Raw genomic sequence first — 15,261 nt, 5'->3', positions numbered from 1 at the left:
TTCCCCCCGGTTGGATCTGACCTAAAGGTTGTCCCGTGGCCGCCGAGGCCATTAGTGTGACCGGGGCAACACAATGTTTGATCAAATGTCAAAGTTGCGCAACCCGGCGCAGTGGACACTCCTGGAGCAGCATCAGTTGAGCGCGCAACCCCTCGAGCAGCCGTATCAGGCCCGAAGGCAGAACTGGACGAACCAGCTCGCGCGTCACGCCCTGATGCAGCCCGACGCCACGGCCCTGCGGTTCCTCGGCCACACCACCACCTGGGCCGAACTGCACCGCCGCGTCACCGCGCTCGCCGGTGCGCTGAGCCGACGCGGGGTCGGCTTCGGCGACCGCGTGCTGATCCTGATGCTCAACCGCACCGAGTTCATCGAGAGCCTCCTGGCCGCCAATCTTCTCGGCGCCATCGCGGTGCCCGTCAACTTCCGGCTCACACCGCAGGAGCTGGCGTTCCTCATCGAGGACTGCGAGGCGCACGTCGCGATCACCGAACCCGTGCTCGCCGGGGTGGCCGCCGCGGTCCGCGACATCGCCGCGCCGCTGGAGACGGTCGTGGTCGCCGGTGCTCCGTCCGAGGACGGGCTCGTCGGCTATGAGGATCTCATCGACGAGGACGGCGCACCCGCTGCTCCGATGGACGTGCCGAACGACTCGCCTGCGCTGATCATGTACACCTCGGGGACCACCGGACGGCCCAAAGGCGCGGTGCTCACGCACACGAACCTCACCGGCCAGACGATGACGATGCTGTTCACCAACGGCGCCGACATCAACAACGACGTCGGATTCGTCGGCGTCCCGCTGTTCCACATCGCGGGTATCGGCGTCATCCTGCCCGGCCTCACCCTCGGCAGGCCGACCGTGATCAACCCGCTCGGCGCCTTCGATCCCGGCCAGCTGCTCGATCTCCTGGAGGCCGAAGGCGTCACGGGGATCTTCCTGGTGCCCGCGCAGTGGCAGGCGGTGTGCGCCGCACAGCAGGCACGCCCGCGCCAACTCAAGCTCCGGGTCCTGTCGTGGGGCGCGGCGCCTGCATCGGACACGCTGCTGAAGGAGATGGCGGACACGTTCCCCGGCACCGCGATCCTCGCCGCGTTCGGGCAGACCGAGATGTCTCCCGTCACCGCCATGCTGCTCGGCGAGGACGCGATGAGGAAGCTGGGTTCGGTCGGCAAGGTCATTCCGACCGTGTCGGCCCGCATCGTCGACGAGGACATGAACGACGTGCCGGTCGGCCAGGTCGGCGAGATCGTCTACCGCGCACCCACCCTGATGGCCGGCTATTGGAACAACCCCAAGGCCACCGCCGAGGCCTTCGCGGGCGGCTGGTTCCACCCCGGCGACCTGGTCCGCCAGGACGAGGAGGGCTACCTCTGGGTCGTCGACCGCAAGAAGGACATGATCATCTCGGGCGGCGAGAACATCTACTGCGCCGAGGTGGAGAACGCCCTGGCAGCCCACCCGGCGATCGCCGAGGTCGCCGTCATCGGGCGGTCGGACGAGAAGTGGGGCGAGGTTCCCGTGGCCGTCGTCGCCTGGGCGGCGGGGGCCACCGCCACGGGGAGCGTTCCAGCGCTGGCGGATCTCGACGGATTTCTTAACGAACGATTAGCGCGGTATAAGCATCCGAAGGCGCTCGAGGTCGTCGACGTGCTGCCCCGCAACCCCGCCGGCAAAGTGCTGAAGACGGAACTGAGGACCCTCTTCGGAAGTCCGTCGAAGATTGACGCGCGCGAAAGTTCTTCTGCTCCAACGGTTTCTGCACCAACGGCGAGAGGCTGACCAGCTGAGATGGGTTTGCTAACGGTTGCCTCCTCAATTCTGCCGATGCCGTGCACGGCCCCGAATCCATCGGGTACAGTCCTGTGGTCCGCCTTACTACCCGCGAGTAGTGAGACGGGCATCACTGACATGAGGCTGGGTCTAGGAGGGCGCGTGCGACAGGTTCTGCCGTGGCGGCGCTGTGAATGCGGCAGCCTGACGGGTCTCGCCACGTGACGGCCCAGCAGCCGGGACTGGTCGGCTACGTCCGCGACCAGATCACGCCGGGTCTCACGGCTGTCGGCGGTTTCGTGAAGATGTGCGTCCTGACGTTCAAGGCGCTCTTCCGCCGGCCGTTCCAGTGGCGGGAGTTCATCCTGCAGGGCTGGTTCCTGATGAGGGTGGCGTTCCTGCCCACGATCGCGGTCGCGATCCCGCTGACGGTCCTCATCATCTTCACCCTGAACATCCTGCTCGCCGAGTTCGGCGCGGCCGACATCTCGGGTGCCGGCGCCGCTCTGGGTGCGGTTACCCAGCTCGGTCCGCTGGTAACCGTGCTCGTCGTCGCGGGTGCGGGTTCGACCGCGATCTGCGCCGACATCGGCGCCCGCACCATCCGCGAGGAGATCGACGCCCTGGAGGTGCTCGGCATCGATCCGATCCACCGCCTGGTGGTGCCGCGGGTGATCGCGTCGACGTTCGTGGCCTTCCTGCTCAACGGCGCGGTGATCACCATCGGCCTGGTCGGCGGCTTCGTGTTCGGCGTCTACATCCAGAACATCTCCGCGGGTGCCTACGTGTCGACGCTGACACTGGTGACGGGTCTTCCGGAGGTCGTGATCTCGGTGGTCAAGGCGCTGATCTTCGGCATGATCGCCGGTCTGGTCGGCTGCTACCGCGGTCTCACCGTCTCCGGCGGCGCCAAGGGCGTCGGCACGGCGGTCAACGAAACGCTGGTGCTGTGCGTCATCGCGCTGTTCGCGGTGAACGTCATCATGACCACCATCGGCGTTCGATTCGGAACGGGGCGCTGACGTGTCGACACAGGCAGTACTCAAGCAGCGGTTCCCCCGCGGTGTCTCCTCGGCGGAGAAGATCGCGGGCGCACCCGCCCGCTTCCTCGACAGCGTCGGGCACATCGCCTGGTTCATCGTCACCGCCGTCGGCTCGATCGGGCACGCCCTGCGCTACTACCGCAAGGAGATGCTGCGGCTGATCGCCGAGATCGGGATGGGCACCGGCGCGATGGCCGTCGTCGGCGGCACCGTCGCGATCGTCGGGTTCGTCACGCTCTCCGGTGGGTCGCTGATCGCCATCCAGGGCTTCGCGTCGCTGGGCAACATCGGCGTCGAGGCGTTCACCGGCTTCTTCGCCGCCCTGGTCAACGTCCGCATCGCCGCGCCCGTGGTGGCCGGCCAGGCGCTCGCCGCGACCGTCGGCGCGGGCGCCACCGCCGAGCTCGGCGCCATGCGCATCTCCGAGGAGATCGACGCGCTCGAGGTGATGGGCATCAAGTCGATCAGCTACCTGGTCTCGACGCGCATCATGGCCGGTTTCGTGGTGATCATCCCGCTGTACGCGATGGCGATCATCATGAGCTTCCTGTCGGCGCAGATCACCACGACGCTGTTCTACGGGCAGTCGACCGGTACCTACGAGCACTACTTCCGCACGTTCCTGCGGCCCGACGACGTCGCGTGGTCGTTCGTGCAGGCGATCATCATCTCGGTGATCGTGATGATCAACCACTGCTACTACGGCTTCTACGCCAGCGGCGGCCCCGTCGGCGTCGGCGAAGCCGTCGGCCGCTCGATGCGCGCCTCACTCATAGCGATCGTCCTCGTCGTCCTACTCGCTTCGTTGGCGCTCTACGGCACCGACGCCAACTTCAACCTGACGGTGTAGCGCAATGGTCATCGCTCCTGGGCAACTTCAGTCGCCGGTCAACCAGCCGCGCACCCCTCCGTACAAGATCGCCGGCGCCGTCTTCCTGGTCATCGTCGCGATCGTCGGCGGACTGGTCTGGACTCAGTTTCGCGGTGGCTTCGAAAGCAAGGAGCAGCTCACCTTGCTCGCCGGCCGTTCCGGTCTGGTGATGGATCCCGGCTCCAAGGTGACCTTCAACGGCGTCGAGATCGGCCGGGTCACGCAGGTGCTGCCCACCGAGAACGGCGACGTGCCGGGCGCCAAGGTGCTGCTGGACGTCAACCCGAAGTTCGTGTCGCTGATTCCGAAGAACGTCGAAGCCAACATTCAAGCGACCACCGTCTTCGGCAACAAGTACATCTCCTTCTCGTCGCCGAAGGACCCGAGCCCTCAGCGCATCGCGCCGAACGACGTCATCGACGTCTCGTCAGTGACCACCGAGTTCAACACGCTGTTCGAGACGGTCGTCGAGGTCACCCAGCAGGTCGATCCGATCAAGCTGAACCAGACGCTGACCGCGACGGCTCAGGCGCTCGACGGCCTCGGCGAGCGCTTCGGTCAGTCGATCGAGAACGGCAACGCGATCCTGTCCGACATCAACCCGCAGATGCCCCGGATCAACCAGGACATCCGCGGCGTGGCCGACCTCGCGGACGTGTTCTCCAGCGCCGGTCAGGACTTCTGGGACGGGCTGAACAGCGCCGTCGTCACTGCGCGCACGCTCAACGACCAGCAGGCCAACATCGACCAGGCCCTGATGGCGTCGGTCGGCTTCGGCAACACCGGCGCCGACGTCTTCGAACGCAGCGGTCCGTACCTGGTGCGCGGTGCCGCCGACCTGGTGCCCACCAGCGAGCTGCTCGACGAGTACAGCCCGATGCTCTTCTGCACCATCCGCAACTACCACGACGTCGAGCCGAAGATCGCCTCGTCACTCGGCGGTAACGGCTACTCGCTCCGAACGCACTCCGAGATCCTGGGCGCCTCGAACCCGTACGTGTACCCGGACAACCTGCCTCGGGTGAACGCGCGCGGTGGTCCCGAAGGCAGGCCGGGATGCTGGCAGCCGATCACGCGTGACCTCTGGCCGCACCCGTACCTCGTGATGGACACGGGCGCGTCCATCGCCCCCTACAACCACTTCGAGCTCGGTCAGCCCATCGCCATCGAGTACGTCTGGGGACGCCAGATCGGGGAGAACACGATCAACCCATGAGAATCACCGGAACAGCAATCAAGCTCGGCGCCATGTCGTTGGTGCTGCTGATGTTCACCGCGATCATCGTCGTGGTGTTCGGTCAGCTGCGGTTCGACCGCACGAACAGCTACTCGGCGATCTTCAAGAACGCCAGCGGGCTGCGCACCGGCCAGTTCGTTCGGGCCTCCGGCGTCGAGGTGGGCAAGGTCGAAAAGGTCGAACTGCTCGGCGACGGCGACCTGGTCCAGGTCGACTTCAACGTGGATCGATCGATCCCGTTGTTCCAGGGCACGACGGCGTCGATCCGGTATCTCAACCTGATCGGCGACCGCTACCTCGAGCTCAAGCGTGGTGACGACAACCGCGAGCTCGATCCGGGCAGCACCATCCCCGACTCGCGCACCGAGCCCGCGCTGGACCTCGACGCGCTCATCGGCGGGTTCCGACCGCTGTTCCGAGCACTCGACCCCGAGAAGGTCAACAACATCGCGCAGTCGATCATCACGATCTTCCAGGGCCAGGGCGGCACCATCAACGACATCCTCGACAACACGGCGCAGCTGACCTCGGCCCTCGCCGACCGCGACCAGGCGATCGGCGAAGTGGTCAAGAACCTCAACACGGTGCTCGACACCACGGTCAAGCACCAGCAGCAGTTCGACGAGACGCTGGTGAACTTCGAGACGCTGATCACCAGCCTGAACAACCGGAGGGATCCCGTGGCCAACTCGGTGGCGGACATCAGCGACGCCGCCGGTTCGGTCGCCGACCTGCTCGGGGACAACCGCGAACTCCTGCAGCGGACCGTCACCGACCTCGAGATCATTCAGCAGCCGCTCGTCGATCAGAAGGAGCAGTTGAACGACACGCTGCAGAAGATCCCCGCCGCGCTGAAGATCATCGGCCGCGCAGGCGGCATCTACGGCGACTTCTTCAACTTCTACGCGTGTGACATCACGCTGAGGCTGAACGGCCTGCAACCGGGTGGGCCGGTCCGCACCGTCAAGGTCACATCGCAGCCGACGGGGAGGTGCACGCCGCAATGAGGTCAATCGAAGGGGACAGCCGGATCCGCAACGGGATGATGGGCATTCTCATCCTCATCCTGGTGATCGGCGTCGGCCAGAGCTTCGCCAGCGTGCCGATGTTGTTCGCGACCCCCACCTACTACGCGCAGTTCACCGACACCGGCGGGCTGAATACCGGCGACAAGGTCCGTGTCGCGGGCGTCGACGTCGGCCAGGTCCGCTCGATGGCCATCGACGGCGACAAGGTGAAGATCGGGTACTCGCTGACGGGTATCAAGATCGGCACGGAGAGCCGCGCGGCCATCCGCACCGACACCATCCTCGGCCGCAAGAACCTGGAGATCCAGCCGCGCGGCGACACTCGGCTGTCGGCCAACGGTGTGCTGCCGGTCGGGCAGACCACCACGCCGTACCAGATCTACGACGCGTTCTTCGACGTCACCAAGGCCGCTTCGGGCTGGGACACGGAGTCCGTCAAGAAGTCACTGAACGTGTTGTCGGAGACGATCGACCAGACGTACCCGAACCTGAGCGCCGCGCTCGACGGCGTCGCGCGGTTCTCCGACACCATCGGCAAGCGCGACGAGGACATCAAGAAGCTGTTGGCGAACGCCAACAAGATCGCCGGCGTGCTCGGCAACCGCAGCGGACAGATCAACGAGTTGCTGGTGAACGCGCAGACGCTGCTTGCGGCGATCAATGAGCGCACCACGTCGATCAACCTTCTGCTGGAACGTGTTTCGTCGTTCTCCACCCAGGTGTCGGGCTTCATCGACGACAACCCGAACCTGAACAAGGTGTTGACGCAGCTGAACACCATCAGCGACATCCTGGTCGCGCGCAAGTACGACCTGGTCGACGTGCTGACCACCCTGAGCAAGTTCACCGCGTCGCTAGGCGAGTCCCTCGCGTCCGGCCCGTTCTTCAAGGTCATGCTCGTCAATCTGCTGCCGTACCAGATCATTCAGCCGTGGGTTGACGCCGCCTTCAAGAAGCGCGGCATCGATCCCCAGGAGTTCTGGGGCAACGCGGGCCTGCCGTCCTTCCGGTTCCCGGATCCGAACGGTCAGCGCTTCCCGAACGGCGCGCCGCCCCCGGCGCCCACTCCGCTGGAGGGCACTGCGGAGTTCCCCGGTCCGGCCGTCATCGCGGGCACGCCGTGCTCGTACACCCCCGGCCCCGGTAACTTCCCGACGTCGGCGAACCCGCTGCCGTGTGCCGACGCCACCGTCGGACCGTTCGGCAACAACCCGTACGGACCCGCCAACGACCTGACGCAACCCAACGTGATCAGCGCGCCGCAGAACCCGGCCGCGGCGGTGCCCGCTCCCGGCGTGCCCAGCGCGGCGTTCCCCGGCGAGTTGCCGTCCATGGTTCCCGGTATCCCGCCGCCGCCGTTCGTGCCAGGTCCTCCCGGTGCCCGCACGGTGCCCGCCCAGCCGGGGCCGTCCGACCCGTACATCGCACCCGGCTCGCTGCAGGGTGACGGCACGTCGCCGTTGCCGCCGCCGCTGGTCGGTCCGATCCCCCCACCGGGGCCCGGACCGCAGGTCGGTGGCGTCGGCGAACCGCTGCCCGGTAACCCGCCGTTCCTCCCACCCGGATCTCAGGGATAGGGCCCGCGATGTCAACGATTTTCAACGTCCGAAACATGAAGATGCCCGCGCTGTCGAAGGCGACCGTCATCCTCGGGGCCATCGTGGTGATCCTGGCTCTGGTCGCCGGGATCGCGGGCTGGTGGCTGTACAAGAAGCTGACCACCAACACCGTGGTGGCCGAGTTCCCGCAGACGCTGGCGCTCTACCCCGGTGACAAGGTCCAGATCATGGGCGTGCGGGTCGGCCAGATCGACACCATCGAGCCTGCCGGCGACAAGATGAGGGTCACGTTCCACTACGACTCGAAGTACAAGGTGCCCGCCAACGTGACGGCGTCGGTGCTCAACCCGAGCCTGGTGGCATCGCGCACCATTCAGCTGGCACCGCCCTACACCGGTGGCCCGGTGCTCGAGGACAACGCGCTGATTCCGTTGGACCGCACTCAGGTGCCCGTCGAATACGACGAGCTGCGTGACTCGATCAACCGGATCCTGACCGACCTCGGTCCGACACCGGAGCAGCCGACCGGCCCGTTCGGTGAGGTCATCGACTCGTTCTCCGACGGTCTGGCGGGCAAGGGCAAGCAGATCAACACGACCCTGAACTCGCTGTCCGAGGCGTTGACCACGCTGAACTCCGGACGCGGCGACTTCTTCGGCGTCGTCAAGAATCTCGCGCTGTTCGTCAACGCGCTCTACAAGAGCGATCAGCAGTTCGTCGCCCTGAACGACAACCTCGCTCAGTTCACCAATGCGTTCACCAACAGCGATCGCGAGGTCGCGACCGCGGTTCAGCAGCTGGACAAGCTGCTGTCGACGACGCGCGGGTTCCTCGATGAGAACTCGGCGGTGCTGACCAAGGACGTCAACAACCTCGCCGAGGTCACCAACGCGATCCTGCAGCCGGAACCGCTGAACGGACTCGAGACGGGTCTGCACGTGTATCCGAACCTGGCGGCGAACATCGTCAACATCGCGTCGCCGAACGCCGGCGGCATCGTCAGTGTGCCGGTCATCAACAACTTCGCGAACCCGATGCAGTTCCTCTGCAGCTCGATTCAGGCCGGTAGCCGCCTGGGCTACCAGGATTCGGCGGAGTTGTGCGCGCAGTACCTCGCGCCGATCCTCGACGCGATCAAGTTCAACTTCCTGCCGTTCGGGCTGAACCAGTTCAGCAGCGCGATGACGCTTCCCAAGCAGATCGCGTACTCGGAGCCTCGGCTGCAGCCGCCGCCGGGGTACAAGGACACGACGGTGCCCGGCATCTTCTCGCGCGACACCCTGTTCTCGCACGGCAACCACGAGCCCGGCTGGGTCACCGCGCCCGGCATGCAGGGCGTCGAGGTGCAGCCGTTCACCGCGAACATGCTGACGCCGGAGTCGCTGTCGGCTCTGCTCGGTGGTCCGGACGCGCCGATTCCGCCCGCGCCGCCCGCCTTCGGAACGACGCGCAACGGCAATCTGCCCGGCCCGCCGAACGCGTTCGGCGAGAACAGTCCGCTGCCTCCGCCGTGGTACCCGCAGCCGGGTCCACCGCCGGCGCCTGCGCCCGGCGTCATCCCCGGTGACCCCGGCGGGGCGGCCATGAGTGGTCCCGCACCGGCAGCACCCGCACCCGCGGGCCCGCTGCTGCCAGCTGAAGCAGGAGGGCCGTAATGCGCCGCGCGCACCTGACACGCCTGGCCAAGCGCGCCACGGCGCTGGTCGCCTTGGCCGTCACTCTGACGTCGTGTGGCTGGCAGGGCATCGCCAGCGTCCCGCTGCCGGGCGGCCCCAGCGCCGGCTCGGACAGCATGCGGCTCTACGTGCAGATGCCGGATACGTTGGCGCTCAACGTCAACAGCCGGGTCCGGGTGGCCGACGTCTTCGTGGGCACCGTCCGCAAGATCGAGCTCGTCAACTGGGTCGCCACCGTGACGCTCGACGTGGACTCGAATCTGAGGCTGCCGGCGAACACGCAGGCGAAGATCGGCCAGACCAGCCTCCTGGGCAGCCAGCACGTGCAGTTGGACGTGCCCGAGGATCCGTCGCCGCAGTTGCTGAAGCGCGGCGACACCATCACGCTGCAGAACTCGTCGGCGTTCCCCACCACGGAGCGTGTGCTCGCGAGCATCGGCACCATCCTCACCGGTGGCGGCATCCCGAACCTCGAGGTCATCCAGACCGAGATCAACAACGTCCTATCGGGCCGTGGCGAGCAGATCCGTGAGTTCCTCGGGCACCTGGACACCTTCACCGCTCAGTTGAACGCCCAGCGCCAGGACATCACCAGGGCCATCGACTCGACGGACCGGCTGCTGACGATCGTCGCGCAGCGCAACGACACCCTCGATCGGGTGCTGACCGAGTTCCCGCCGCTGCTCAAGCACTTCGCCGAGACCCGCGACCTCTTCGCGGATGCGATCGAGGCGCTGGGCCGTGTCAGCAACGCCACCGATGACGCGCTGTCACAGGCGAATCCGGACATCCGCACCAACCTGCAGAACCTGCAGCGCCCCTTGACCCAGTTGGGCAAGGCGTCGCCGTACCTGCTCGGTGCGCTCAAGGTCATCGGCACCGCGCCGTTCAGCATCGAGAACGTGCCGAAGGCCATTCGCGGCGACTACATCAACGTGTCGCTGAACGTCGACCTGACGCTGTCCGCGATCGACAACGGCCTGCTGTCGGGTACCGGGGTCTCGGGCATGCTGCGGGCACTCGAACAGTCGTGGGGTCGCGACCCGGCCACCATGATTCCGGACGTCAGGTTCACTCCCAATGCGCACAGCGTGCCGGGCGGACCACTGGTCGAGAGGGGTGAGTGAGCGGTGCTGACTCGCTTGATCAAGACACAGCTGGTGATCTTCACGATCCTGACGTTGATCGCGTTGATCGCGCTGGGCTGGTACTACCTGCGCCTGCCGTCCGTGGTGGGGATCGGGCAGTACTACCTCAAGGCGGACCTGCCGCGATCCGGCGGTCTGTACGCGACGGCGAACGTGACGTACCGCGGTACGACCATTGGCAAGGTCACCGAGGTCGTGCCCACCGAGAACGGTGCGCAGGCCACGATGCGGATCGACAGCTCGTTCAAGGTCCCGGCGGATGTCACAGCCAACGTGCACTCGGTGTCCGCCATCGGCGAGCAGTACCTGGACCTGGTGTCGGGGGATGGTGATCCCACCCAGTTCCTGGCTCCCGACTCGACGATTCCGGTCGAGAACAGTTATGTACCAAGCGAAGTCGGCCCCGCCCTGGACGCCGCCAACAAGGGTCTCGCGGTGCTGCCGAAGGAGAAGATCGACTCCCTGCTCACGGAGACGGCGGACGCCGTCGGTGGGCTGGGCCCGGCCCTGCAGCGGCTGGTCGACTCGACGACCGCGATCGCGAGCGACTTCAAGGACAATCTGCCGCAGGTCAACGACATCATCACCAACTCGACGCCGATCCTGGACAGCCAGGTGAACTCGGGTGACGCCATTCGGCAGTGGGCGGCCAACCTGAACACCATCGCGTCGCAGACCGCCGAGCAGGACGCGGCGCTCCGCAGCGGCCTGCAGCAGGCGGCTCCGACGGCTGACCAGCTGAACGCGGTGTTCGGCGACGTGCGCGACGCGTTGCCGCAGACGCTGGCGAACCTCGCGATCGTCAACGACCTGCTCAAGCGCTACAACAAGGGGCTCGAGCAGGCGCTGGTGATCCTGCCGCAGGGCGCCTCGGTGGCGCAGGCCGGCACGATCTTCGAGGGCGAGGGCCTGCTGCACTTCGGTCTGTCCATCAATCAGCCACCGCCGTGTCTCACGGGCTTCCTGCCCGCGTCCGAGTGGCGCTCACCCGCGGACACCAGCACGGCTCCGCTGCCCGACGGGCTCTACTGCAAGATCCCGAAGGACACCCAGGGCAACGTCGTCCGCGGTGCGCGCAACTACCCGTGTGCCGACGTTCCCGGTAAGCGGGCCGCCACTCCCAAGGAGTGCCGTAGCGACGAGCCGTACGAGCCTCTGGGCACCAACCCGTGGTACGGCGATCCGAACCAGATTCTGACCTGCCCGGCGCCCGGTGCGCGGTGCGATCAGCCGGTGAAGCCCGGCTACGTCATTCCGGCGCCGTCGGTGAACAACGGCATGAACCCGCTGCCCGCAGATCAGCTTCCGGGTACTCCGCCGCCGGTCAGCGACCCGCTGACGGCTCCAGGCTCGGGTTCGGTGCAGTGCAGCGGGCAGCAGCCCAACCCGTGCATCTACACTCCGGCATCAGGTCCGACCGCGATCTACAACCCGGCGAGCGGGGAGGTCACGGCACCCGACGGTGCCAAGTACACCGTCACCAACTCGAATAACTCAGGAGAAAACGGATGGAAGGAGATGCTGGCCCCCGCCAGCTGAACCCCACCGAAACGGACGCCGACGAGCCGGAAGAGTCGGCCGCAGTACTCGAAACAGAGAATGACGAGCTCAGCCCGAAAGAGGACTCGTCTGATGTGGCGGAACCTCAGGACACCGCGGAGTCGTCGTCGGATGACGGTGAATCGCACGACGGACGACGCCAGGAGCGGTTCGGCCGAGGCTGGTTCGTCGCCATCGTCGCCGCCCTGATCGTCGGGGCGTTGGCGATCGGAGCGGGCGGATACGTGGCCCTTAGGGCGCAGGCCGCCGGCAAGGCGATGGATCGCAACGACGCACTCGCCCTCGAGCGCGCCAAGGAGTGCGTGTCCGCGACCCAGGCCCCGGACATCGCCGCGATGACCGCGAGCCAGTCGAAGATCATCGAGTGTTCGACGGGTGACTTCGCCGTGCAGGCGACCCTGTTCAGCAGCGTCCTCGTCGAGGCCTATCAGTCCGCCAACGTCGCGGTGCAGGTCTCGGAACTGCGGGGCGCCGTCGAACGGCACAACGACGACGGTTCGATCGACGTGCTCATCGCGGTCCGCGTCAAGGTGACCAACTCGCAGGTCGCCAACCAGGACCAGGGTTACCGACTGCGCGTGCAGATGGCTCCGGCCGACGGCACCTACAAGATCGCGCGTCTGGATCAGGTCACCTCGTGACGGTGGTAATCGACGCGGACAAACCAGACGTCGACGTCGAGGAGGTGCGGACCGCGCCTCTCGCGTCCTGGGGTCGTCGCCTCGGCGCCATCTCCCTGGACTACCTGCCGGGCCTCGCCGTCTTCGCGACGTTGACGCTCGTCGGCATCACCGCCCCGCTACGGGGCTGGCTGTGGTGGACCATCTGGGTGGCCGCCGGCCTGGTCGTCTTCGCGGTGCTCGCGAACCGCGTCGTCCTGCCCACGGTCCTCGGGTTCAGTCTCGGTCGCGCGGTGGCCGGTATTCGGGTGTTGCAGGCCGACGGTGACCGGCCGGGCGTCGTCCGGCTGTTCGTGCGCGAGTTGGCCCATCTGCTCGACACGGCCGCCGTGTTCGTCGGCTGGCTGTGGCCGCTGTGGGACCGCAGGCGCCGCACGTTCGCAGACCTGTTGGCGCGCACCGAAGTTCAAGTTGTGGAGGAACCGAAACGAAACGTCAGGAAGCTGGCGGCGTGGGTGCTGATCGCGGCGACGCTGCTGTCGGCAGCGGGTGCCGGACTGGGCTATGCGGTGGTCTACCGGCAAGAGCGGGCCGTGGAGCAGGCGCGCGCGCAGATCGCCGAGCAGGGTCCGCGCATCGTCGAGCAGATGCTGAGCTACGGAGCGGACACCGTGCAGGCCGACTTCGCCAGGGCGCAGAACCTGGCGACGGACGCGTACCGGCAGCAGATCATCGACCAGCAGCAGGCCGTGCAGAAATCCGGCGTCACCGCCAACGAGTACTGGTCGGTGAGTAGCGCGGTGCTCTCGGTGGACACCACCCGAGCGGCGATGCTGCTGGCGCTGCAGGGACAGCGCGGCGCCAACCCCGACGATCTGAAGTTCATCACCGCCACCGTGCGGGTGGACTTCGAGCGCAGCGGGGATAGCTGGCGGGTGTCGAACCTGCAGGTGCTGAAGCGCCCGCTGCTGCCGCCTCCGGCCCCGCCGCAGTCTCAGCCGCCGCAGGGAGGTGCGCCCCAATGAGCCCGCGCCGCAAGCTCGATCACACGCTGAGCGACTACTTCACCGCCCCGGCGAAACCCGCGCCGCTGCGCTGGGGGCTGCCTGTTACCGCGATCATCACCGCGCTGCTCACCGCGGCCGTGATCGGCGCCAGCGTCTTCATGCTGGTGGGTCACGAGAGCGACCGCCGAACGCAGATCCGGGACGCCTCCGCACTCGGATACGTCAAGGAGTTCATGACCGCGTACACCTCGATTGATCCCTTCAACGCCAACGCCTACGCGGACAACATCCTCGCGCAGGGCACGGGCGATTTCGCGAAGCAGTTCAAGGAGAAGCAGAACGAGATCGTCATCACGGTGGCGCGTGCGGAGCCGACCACCGGCACCGTGCTGGAGGCCGGCGTGCAGCGCTGGAACGACAACGGGAGCGCCGACATCCTCGTTGCGACCAAGGTGTCCCAGAAGTCAGCCGACGGGAAGTCGCCTGACATCGAGAGCGGAAACCGTTGGGTGGTAACGACTATCGAGGAAGGACGGCAGTGGAAGATCAGCAACCTGATTCAGGTGATCTGACCGACGACTCCTCGCAGCCGGACGCCCTCGTCCCCGAGGGTAAGTCCGGACGCAGGAAGCACCGGGTCCCGAGGTCCAAGCTGCTGCAGCAGGCCGATGAGGGGGTCGACCCCGAGCCGACGCCGGACGAACCCGTCGCGGATGCGGAGGTCGAGGCTGCGGAGGCCGAGGCCGCGGAGGTCGAGGCTGCGGAGGCCGAGGCCGCGGAGGTCGAGACCCCGGAGGTCGAGGTCGCGCCCGAGGCCGAGACGGAACCAACCCCGGAACCCGCGCCCAAGCTTCGTCGCCTTCCCTGGCGTCGAAGCGCGCCCGCCGCCGTTGTCGAGGAGCCGGTTGTCGAGGAGCCGGTTGTCGAGGAGCCGGCCGCCGAGGAGCCGGCCGCCGAGGAACCCGAGCCCGAGCCGATCCTGGTGCCGCACTCCACCGCACCGCGCGGACTGAAGATCGCGGCGGCGGTCGCGGCGGCGCTGGTGGTCGCTGCCGCGGCGTTCGCGGGTGCGATGCTGCAGCCCTACCTTTCCCAGCGGGCCGACGTGCAGATCAAGCAGAACGTCGCCGAGACGGCGGCCGCCGCGATCACATCGCTGTGGACCTACACCCCGGACGACATCGACCAGCTGGCTGACCGCACGGCCCGCTATCTGGGCGGTGATTTCGCCGCGCAGTACCGGACCTTCATCGACAGCATCGCCGAGGCGAACAAGCAGGCGCAGGTCACCAACCAGACGCAGGTGGTGGGCGCCGCGGTGGAGTCGTTGACGCCTACCGAGGCCACGGCGATCGTCTACACCAACTCCGTGTCGACCACGCCGAGCTCGCAGGGATTCCAGTCGATGCGGTATCTGTCGTACCGGTTGACGTTGGAGAACCGCGACCGGAAGTGGCTCATCACCAAGATGAACGACATCACGTCGCTGGATCTCACGCCCCAGCTCTAGCCGTCACGTCTTCCTGGCGAACGTCAGAACGCCACCGCCAGACAGCTCGGGATCCAGGAGTTGCGCACGACGACGCTGACGTCGACGATCGTCGGCATCGGAGTCGACAGCAGATTGGCGGGCGGCACTGGGCACCGCGAGAAACTGCGGTACGCGGTGGTCCTGACGATGTGCGGAGGCGCGGTACTCGGGGCGATCTTCGCGTTCGGGCAGGCGCCGGGGGACTAG

At 66.8% G+C, this 15,261-nt stretch carries 13 protein-coding genes and 1 pseudogene; all 14 read left to right on the top strand.

All coding sequences use genetic code 11. The features are described from left to right. The first annotated feature begins 85 nt into the window (after positions 1-85). On the top strand, positions 86-1,783 hold the full coding sequence (gene fadD5, locus NM203_RS09650; RefSeq protein WP_255059624.1) for a fatty-acid--CoA ligase FadD5: 1,698 nt from the start codon (positions 86-88) through the stop codon (positions 1,781-1,783). Positions 1,784-1,995: 212 nt separating this feature from the next. Continuing rightward, positions 1,996-2,796, top strand: a complete 801-nt coding sequence (locus NM203_RS09645) for an MlaE family ABC transporter permease (RefSeq protein WP_255059623.1) — start codon at positions 1,996-1,998, stop codon at positions 2,794-2,796. 1 nt (position 2,797) lies between these two features. After that, on the top strand, positions 2,798-3,667 hold the full coding sequence (locus NM203_RS09640) for an MlaE family ABC transporter permease (RefSeq protein ID WP_255059622.1): 870 nt from the start codon (positions 2,798-2,800) through the stop codon (positions 3,665-3,667). A 4-nt stretch (positions 3,668-3,671) separates the two neighbouring features. Continuing rightward, positions 3,672-4,904, top strand: a complete 1,233-nt coding sequence (locus tag NM203_RS09635) for an MCE family protein (protein WP_255059621.1) — start codon at positions 3,672-3,674, stop codon at positions 4,902-4,904. Continuing rightward, positions 4,901-5,932: a virulence factor Mce family protein gene (locus NM203_RS09630; protein ID WP_255059620.1), complete on the top strand. Its 1,032-nt coding sequence runs from the start codon at positions 4,901-4,903 to the stop codon at positions 5,930-5,932. Before NM203_RS09635 ends, NM203_RS09630 begins: the two co-directional genes overlap by 4 nt. Then, a complete protein-coding gene (locus NM203_RS09625; RefSeq protein WP_255059619.1) occupies positions 5,929-7,530 on the top strand; it encodes a virulence factor Mce family protein in 1,602 nt (533 codons plus the stop codon). The genes NM203_RS09630 and NM203_RS09625 overlap by 4 nt, the downstream gene beginning before the upstream one ends. 8 nt (positions 7,531-7,538) lie before the next feature. Continuing rightward, a complete protein-coding gene (locus NM203_RS09620; protein ID WP_255059618.1) occupies positions 7,539-9,167 on the top strand; it encodes a virulence factor Mce family protein in 1,629 nt (542 codons plus the stop codon). Next, on the top strand, positions 9,167-10,315 hold the full coding sequence (locus NM203_RS09615) for a virulence factor Mce family protein (protein ID WP_255059617.1): 1,149 nt from the start codon (positions 9,167-9,169) through the stop codon (positions 10,313-10,315). Before NM203_RS09620 ends, NM203_RS09615 begins: the two co-directional genes overlap by 1 nt. Before the next feature lie 3 nt (positions 10,316-10,318). Then, positions 10,319-11,875 carry a virulence factor Mce family protein gene (locus NM203_RS09610; RefSeq protein WP_255059616.1) on the top strand — a complete coding sequence of 519 codons (1,557 nt, stop codon included), beginning with the start codon at positions 10,319-10,321 and terminating at the stop codon, positions 11,873-11,875. Beyond that, entirely contained in the window at positions 11,845-12,537 is a 693-nt protein-coding gene (locus NM203_RS09605) for an Rv1363c family protein (RefSeq protein WP_255059615.1), read from the top strand. The genes NM203_RS09610 and NM203_RS09605 overlap by 31 nt, the downstream gene beginning before the upstream one ends. After that, positions 12,534-13,541 (top strand): RDD family protein, encoded by a 1,008-nt coding sequence (locus NM203_RS09600; RefSeq protein WP_408633324.1) that lies wholly within the window; start codon positions 12,534-12,536, stop codon positions 13,539-13,541. The genes NM203_RS09605 and NM203_RS09600 overlap by 4 nt, the downstream gene beginning before the upstream one ends. Then, positions 13,538-14,095: an Rv1363c family protein gene (locus NM203_RS09595; RefSeq protein WP_255059614.1), complete on the top strand. Its 558-nt coding sequence runs from the start codon at positions 13,538-13,540 to the stop codon at positions 14,093-14,095. Before NM203_RS09600 ends, NM203_RS09595 begins: the two co-directional genes overlap by 4 nt. After that, positions 14,062-15,033, top strand: a complete 972-nt coding sequence (locus tag NM203_RS09590) for a mammalian cell entry protein (protein WP_255059613.1) — start codon at positions 14,062-14,064, stop codon at positions 15,031-15,033. Before NM203_RS09595 ends, NM203_RS09590 begins: the two co-directional genes overlap by 34 nt. A gap of 24 nt (positions 15,034-15,057) precedes the next feature. Beyond that, a pseudogene (locus NM203_RS09585) lies at positions 15,058-15,261 on the top strand (DUF1275 family protein); the annotation flags it as partial.

Source organism: Mycolicibacterium arenosum, from assembly GCF_024320865.1.
GTDB lineage: Bacteria > Actinomycetota > Actinomycetes > Mycobacteriales > Mycobacteriaceae > Mycobacterium > Mycobacterium arenosum.
This window is presented reverse-complemented; position numbering and strand designations above follow the sequence as displayed.

Bases quoted from the DNA above. Each gene is read 5' to 3' on its own strand.
- fadD5 (WP_255059624.1), top strand. From the start codon at position 86: ATGTCAAAGTTGCGCAACCCGGCGCAGTGGACACTCCTGGAGCAGCAT.
- NM203_RS09635 (WP_255059621.1), top strand. From the start codon at position 3,672: ATGGTCATCGCTCCTGGGCAACTTCAGTCGCCGGTCAACCAGCCGCGC.
- NM203_RS09630 (WP_255059620.1), top strand. From the start codon at position 4,901: ATGAGAATCACCGGAACAGCAATCAAGCTCGGCGCCATGTCGTTGGTG.
- NM203_RS09625 (WP_255059619.1), top strand. From the start codon at position 5,929: ATGAGGTCAATCGAAGGGGACAGCCGGATCCGCAACGGGATGATGGGC.
- NM203_RS09620 (WP_255059618.1), top strand. From the start codon at position 7,539: ATGTCAACGATTTTCAACGTCCGAAACATGAAGATGCCCGCGCTGTCG.
- NM203_RS09615 (WP_255059617.1), top strand. From the start codon at position 9,167: ATGCGCCGCGCGCACCTGACACGCCTGGCCAAGCGCGCCACGGCGCTG.
- NM203_RS09605 (WP_255059615.1), top strand. From the start codon at position 11,845: ATGGAAGGAGATGCTGGCCCCCGCCAGCTGAACCCCACCGAAACGGAC.
- NM203_RS09595 (WP_255059614.1), top strand. From the start codon at position 13,538: ATGAGCCCGCGCCGCAAGCTCGATCACACGCTGAGCGACTACTTCACC.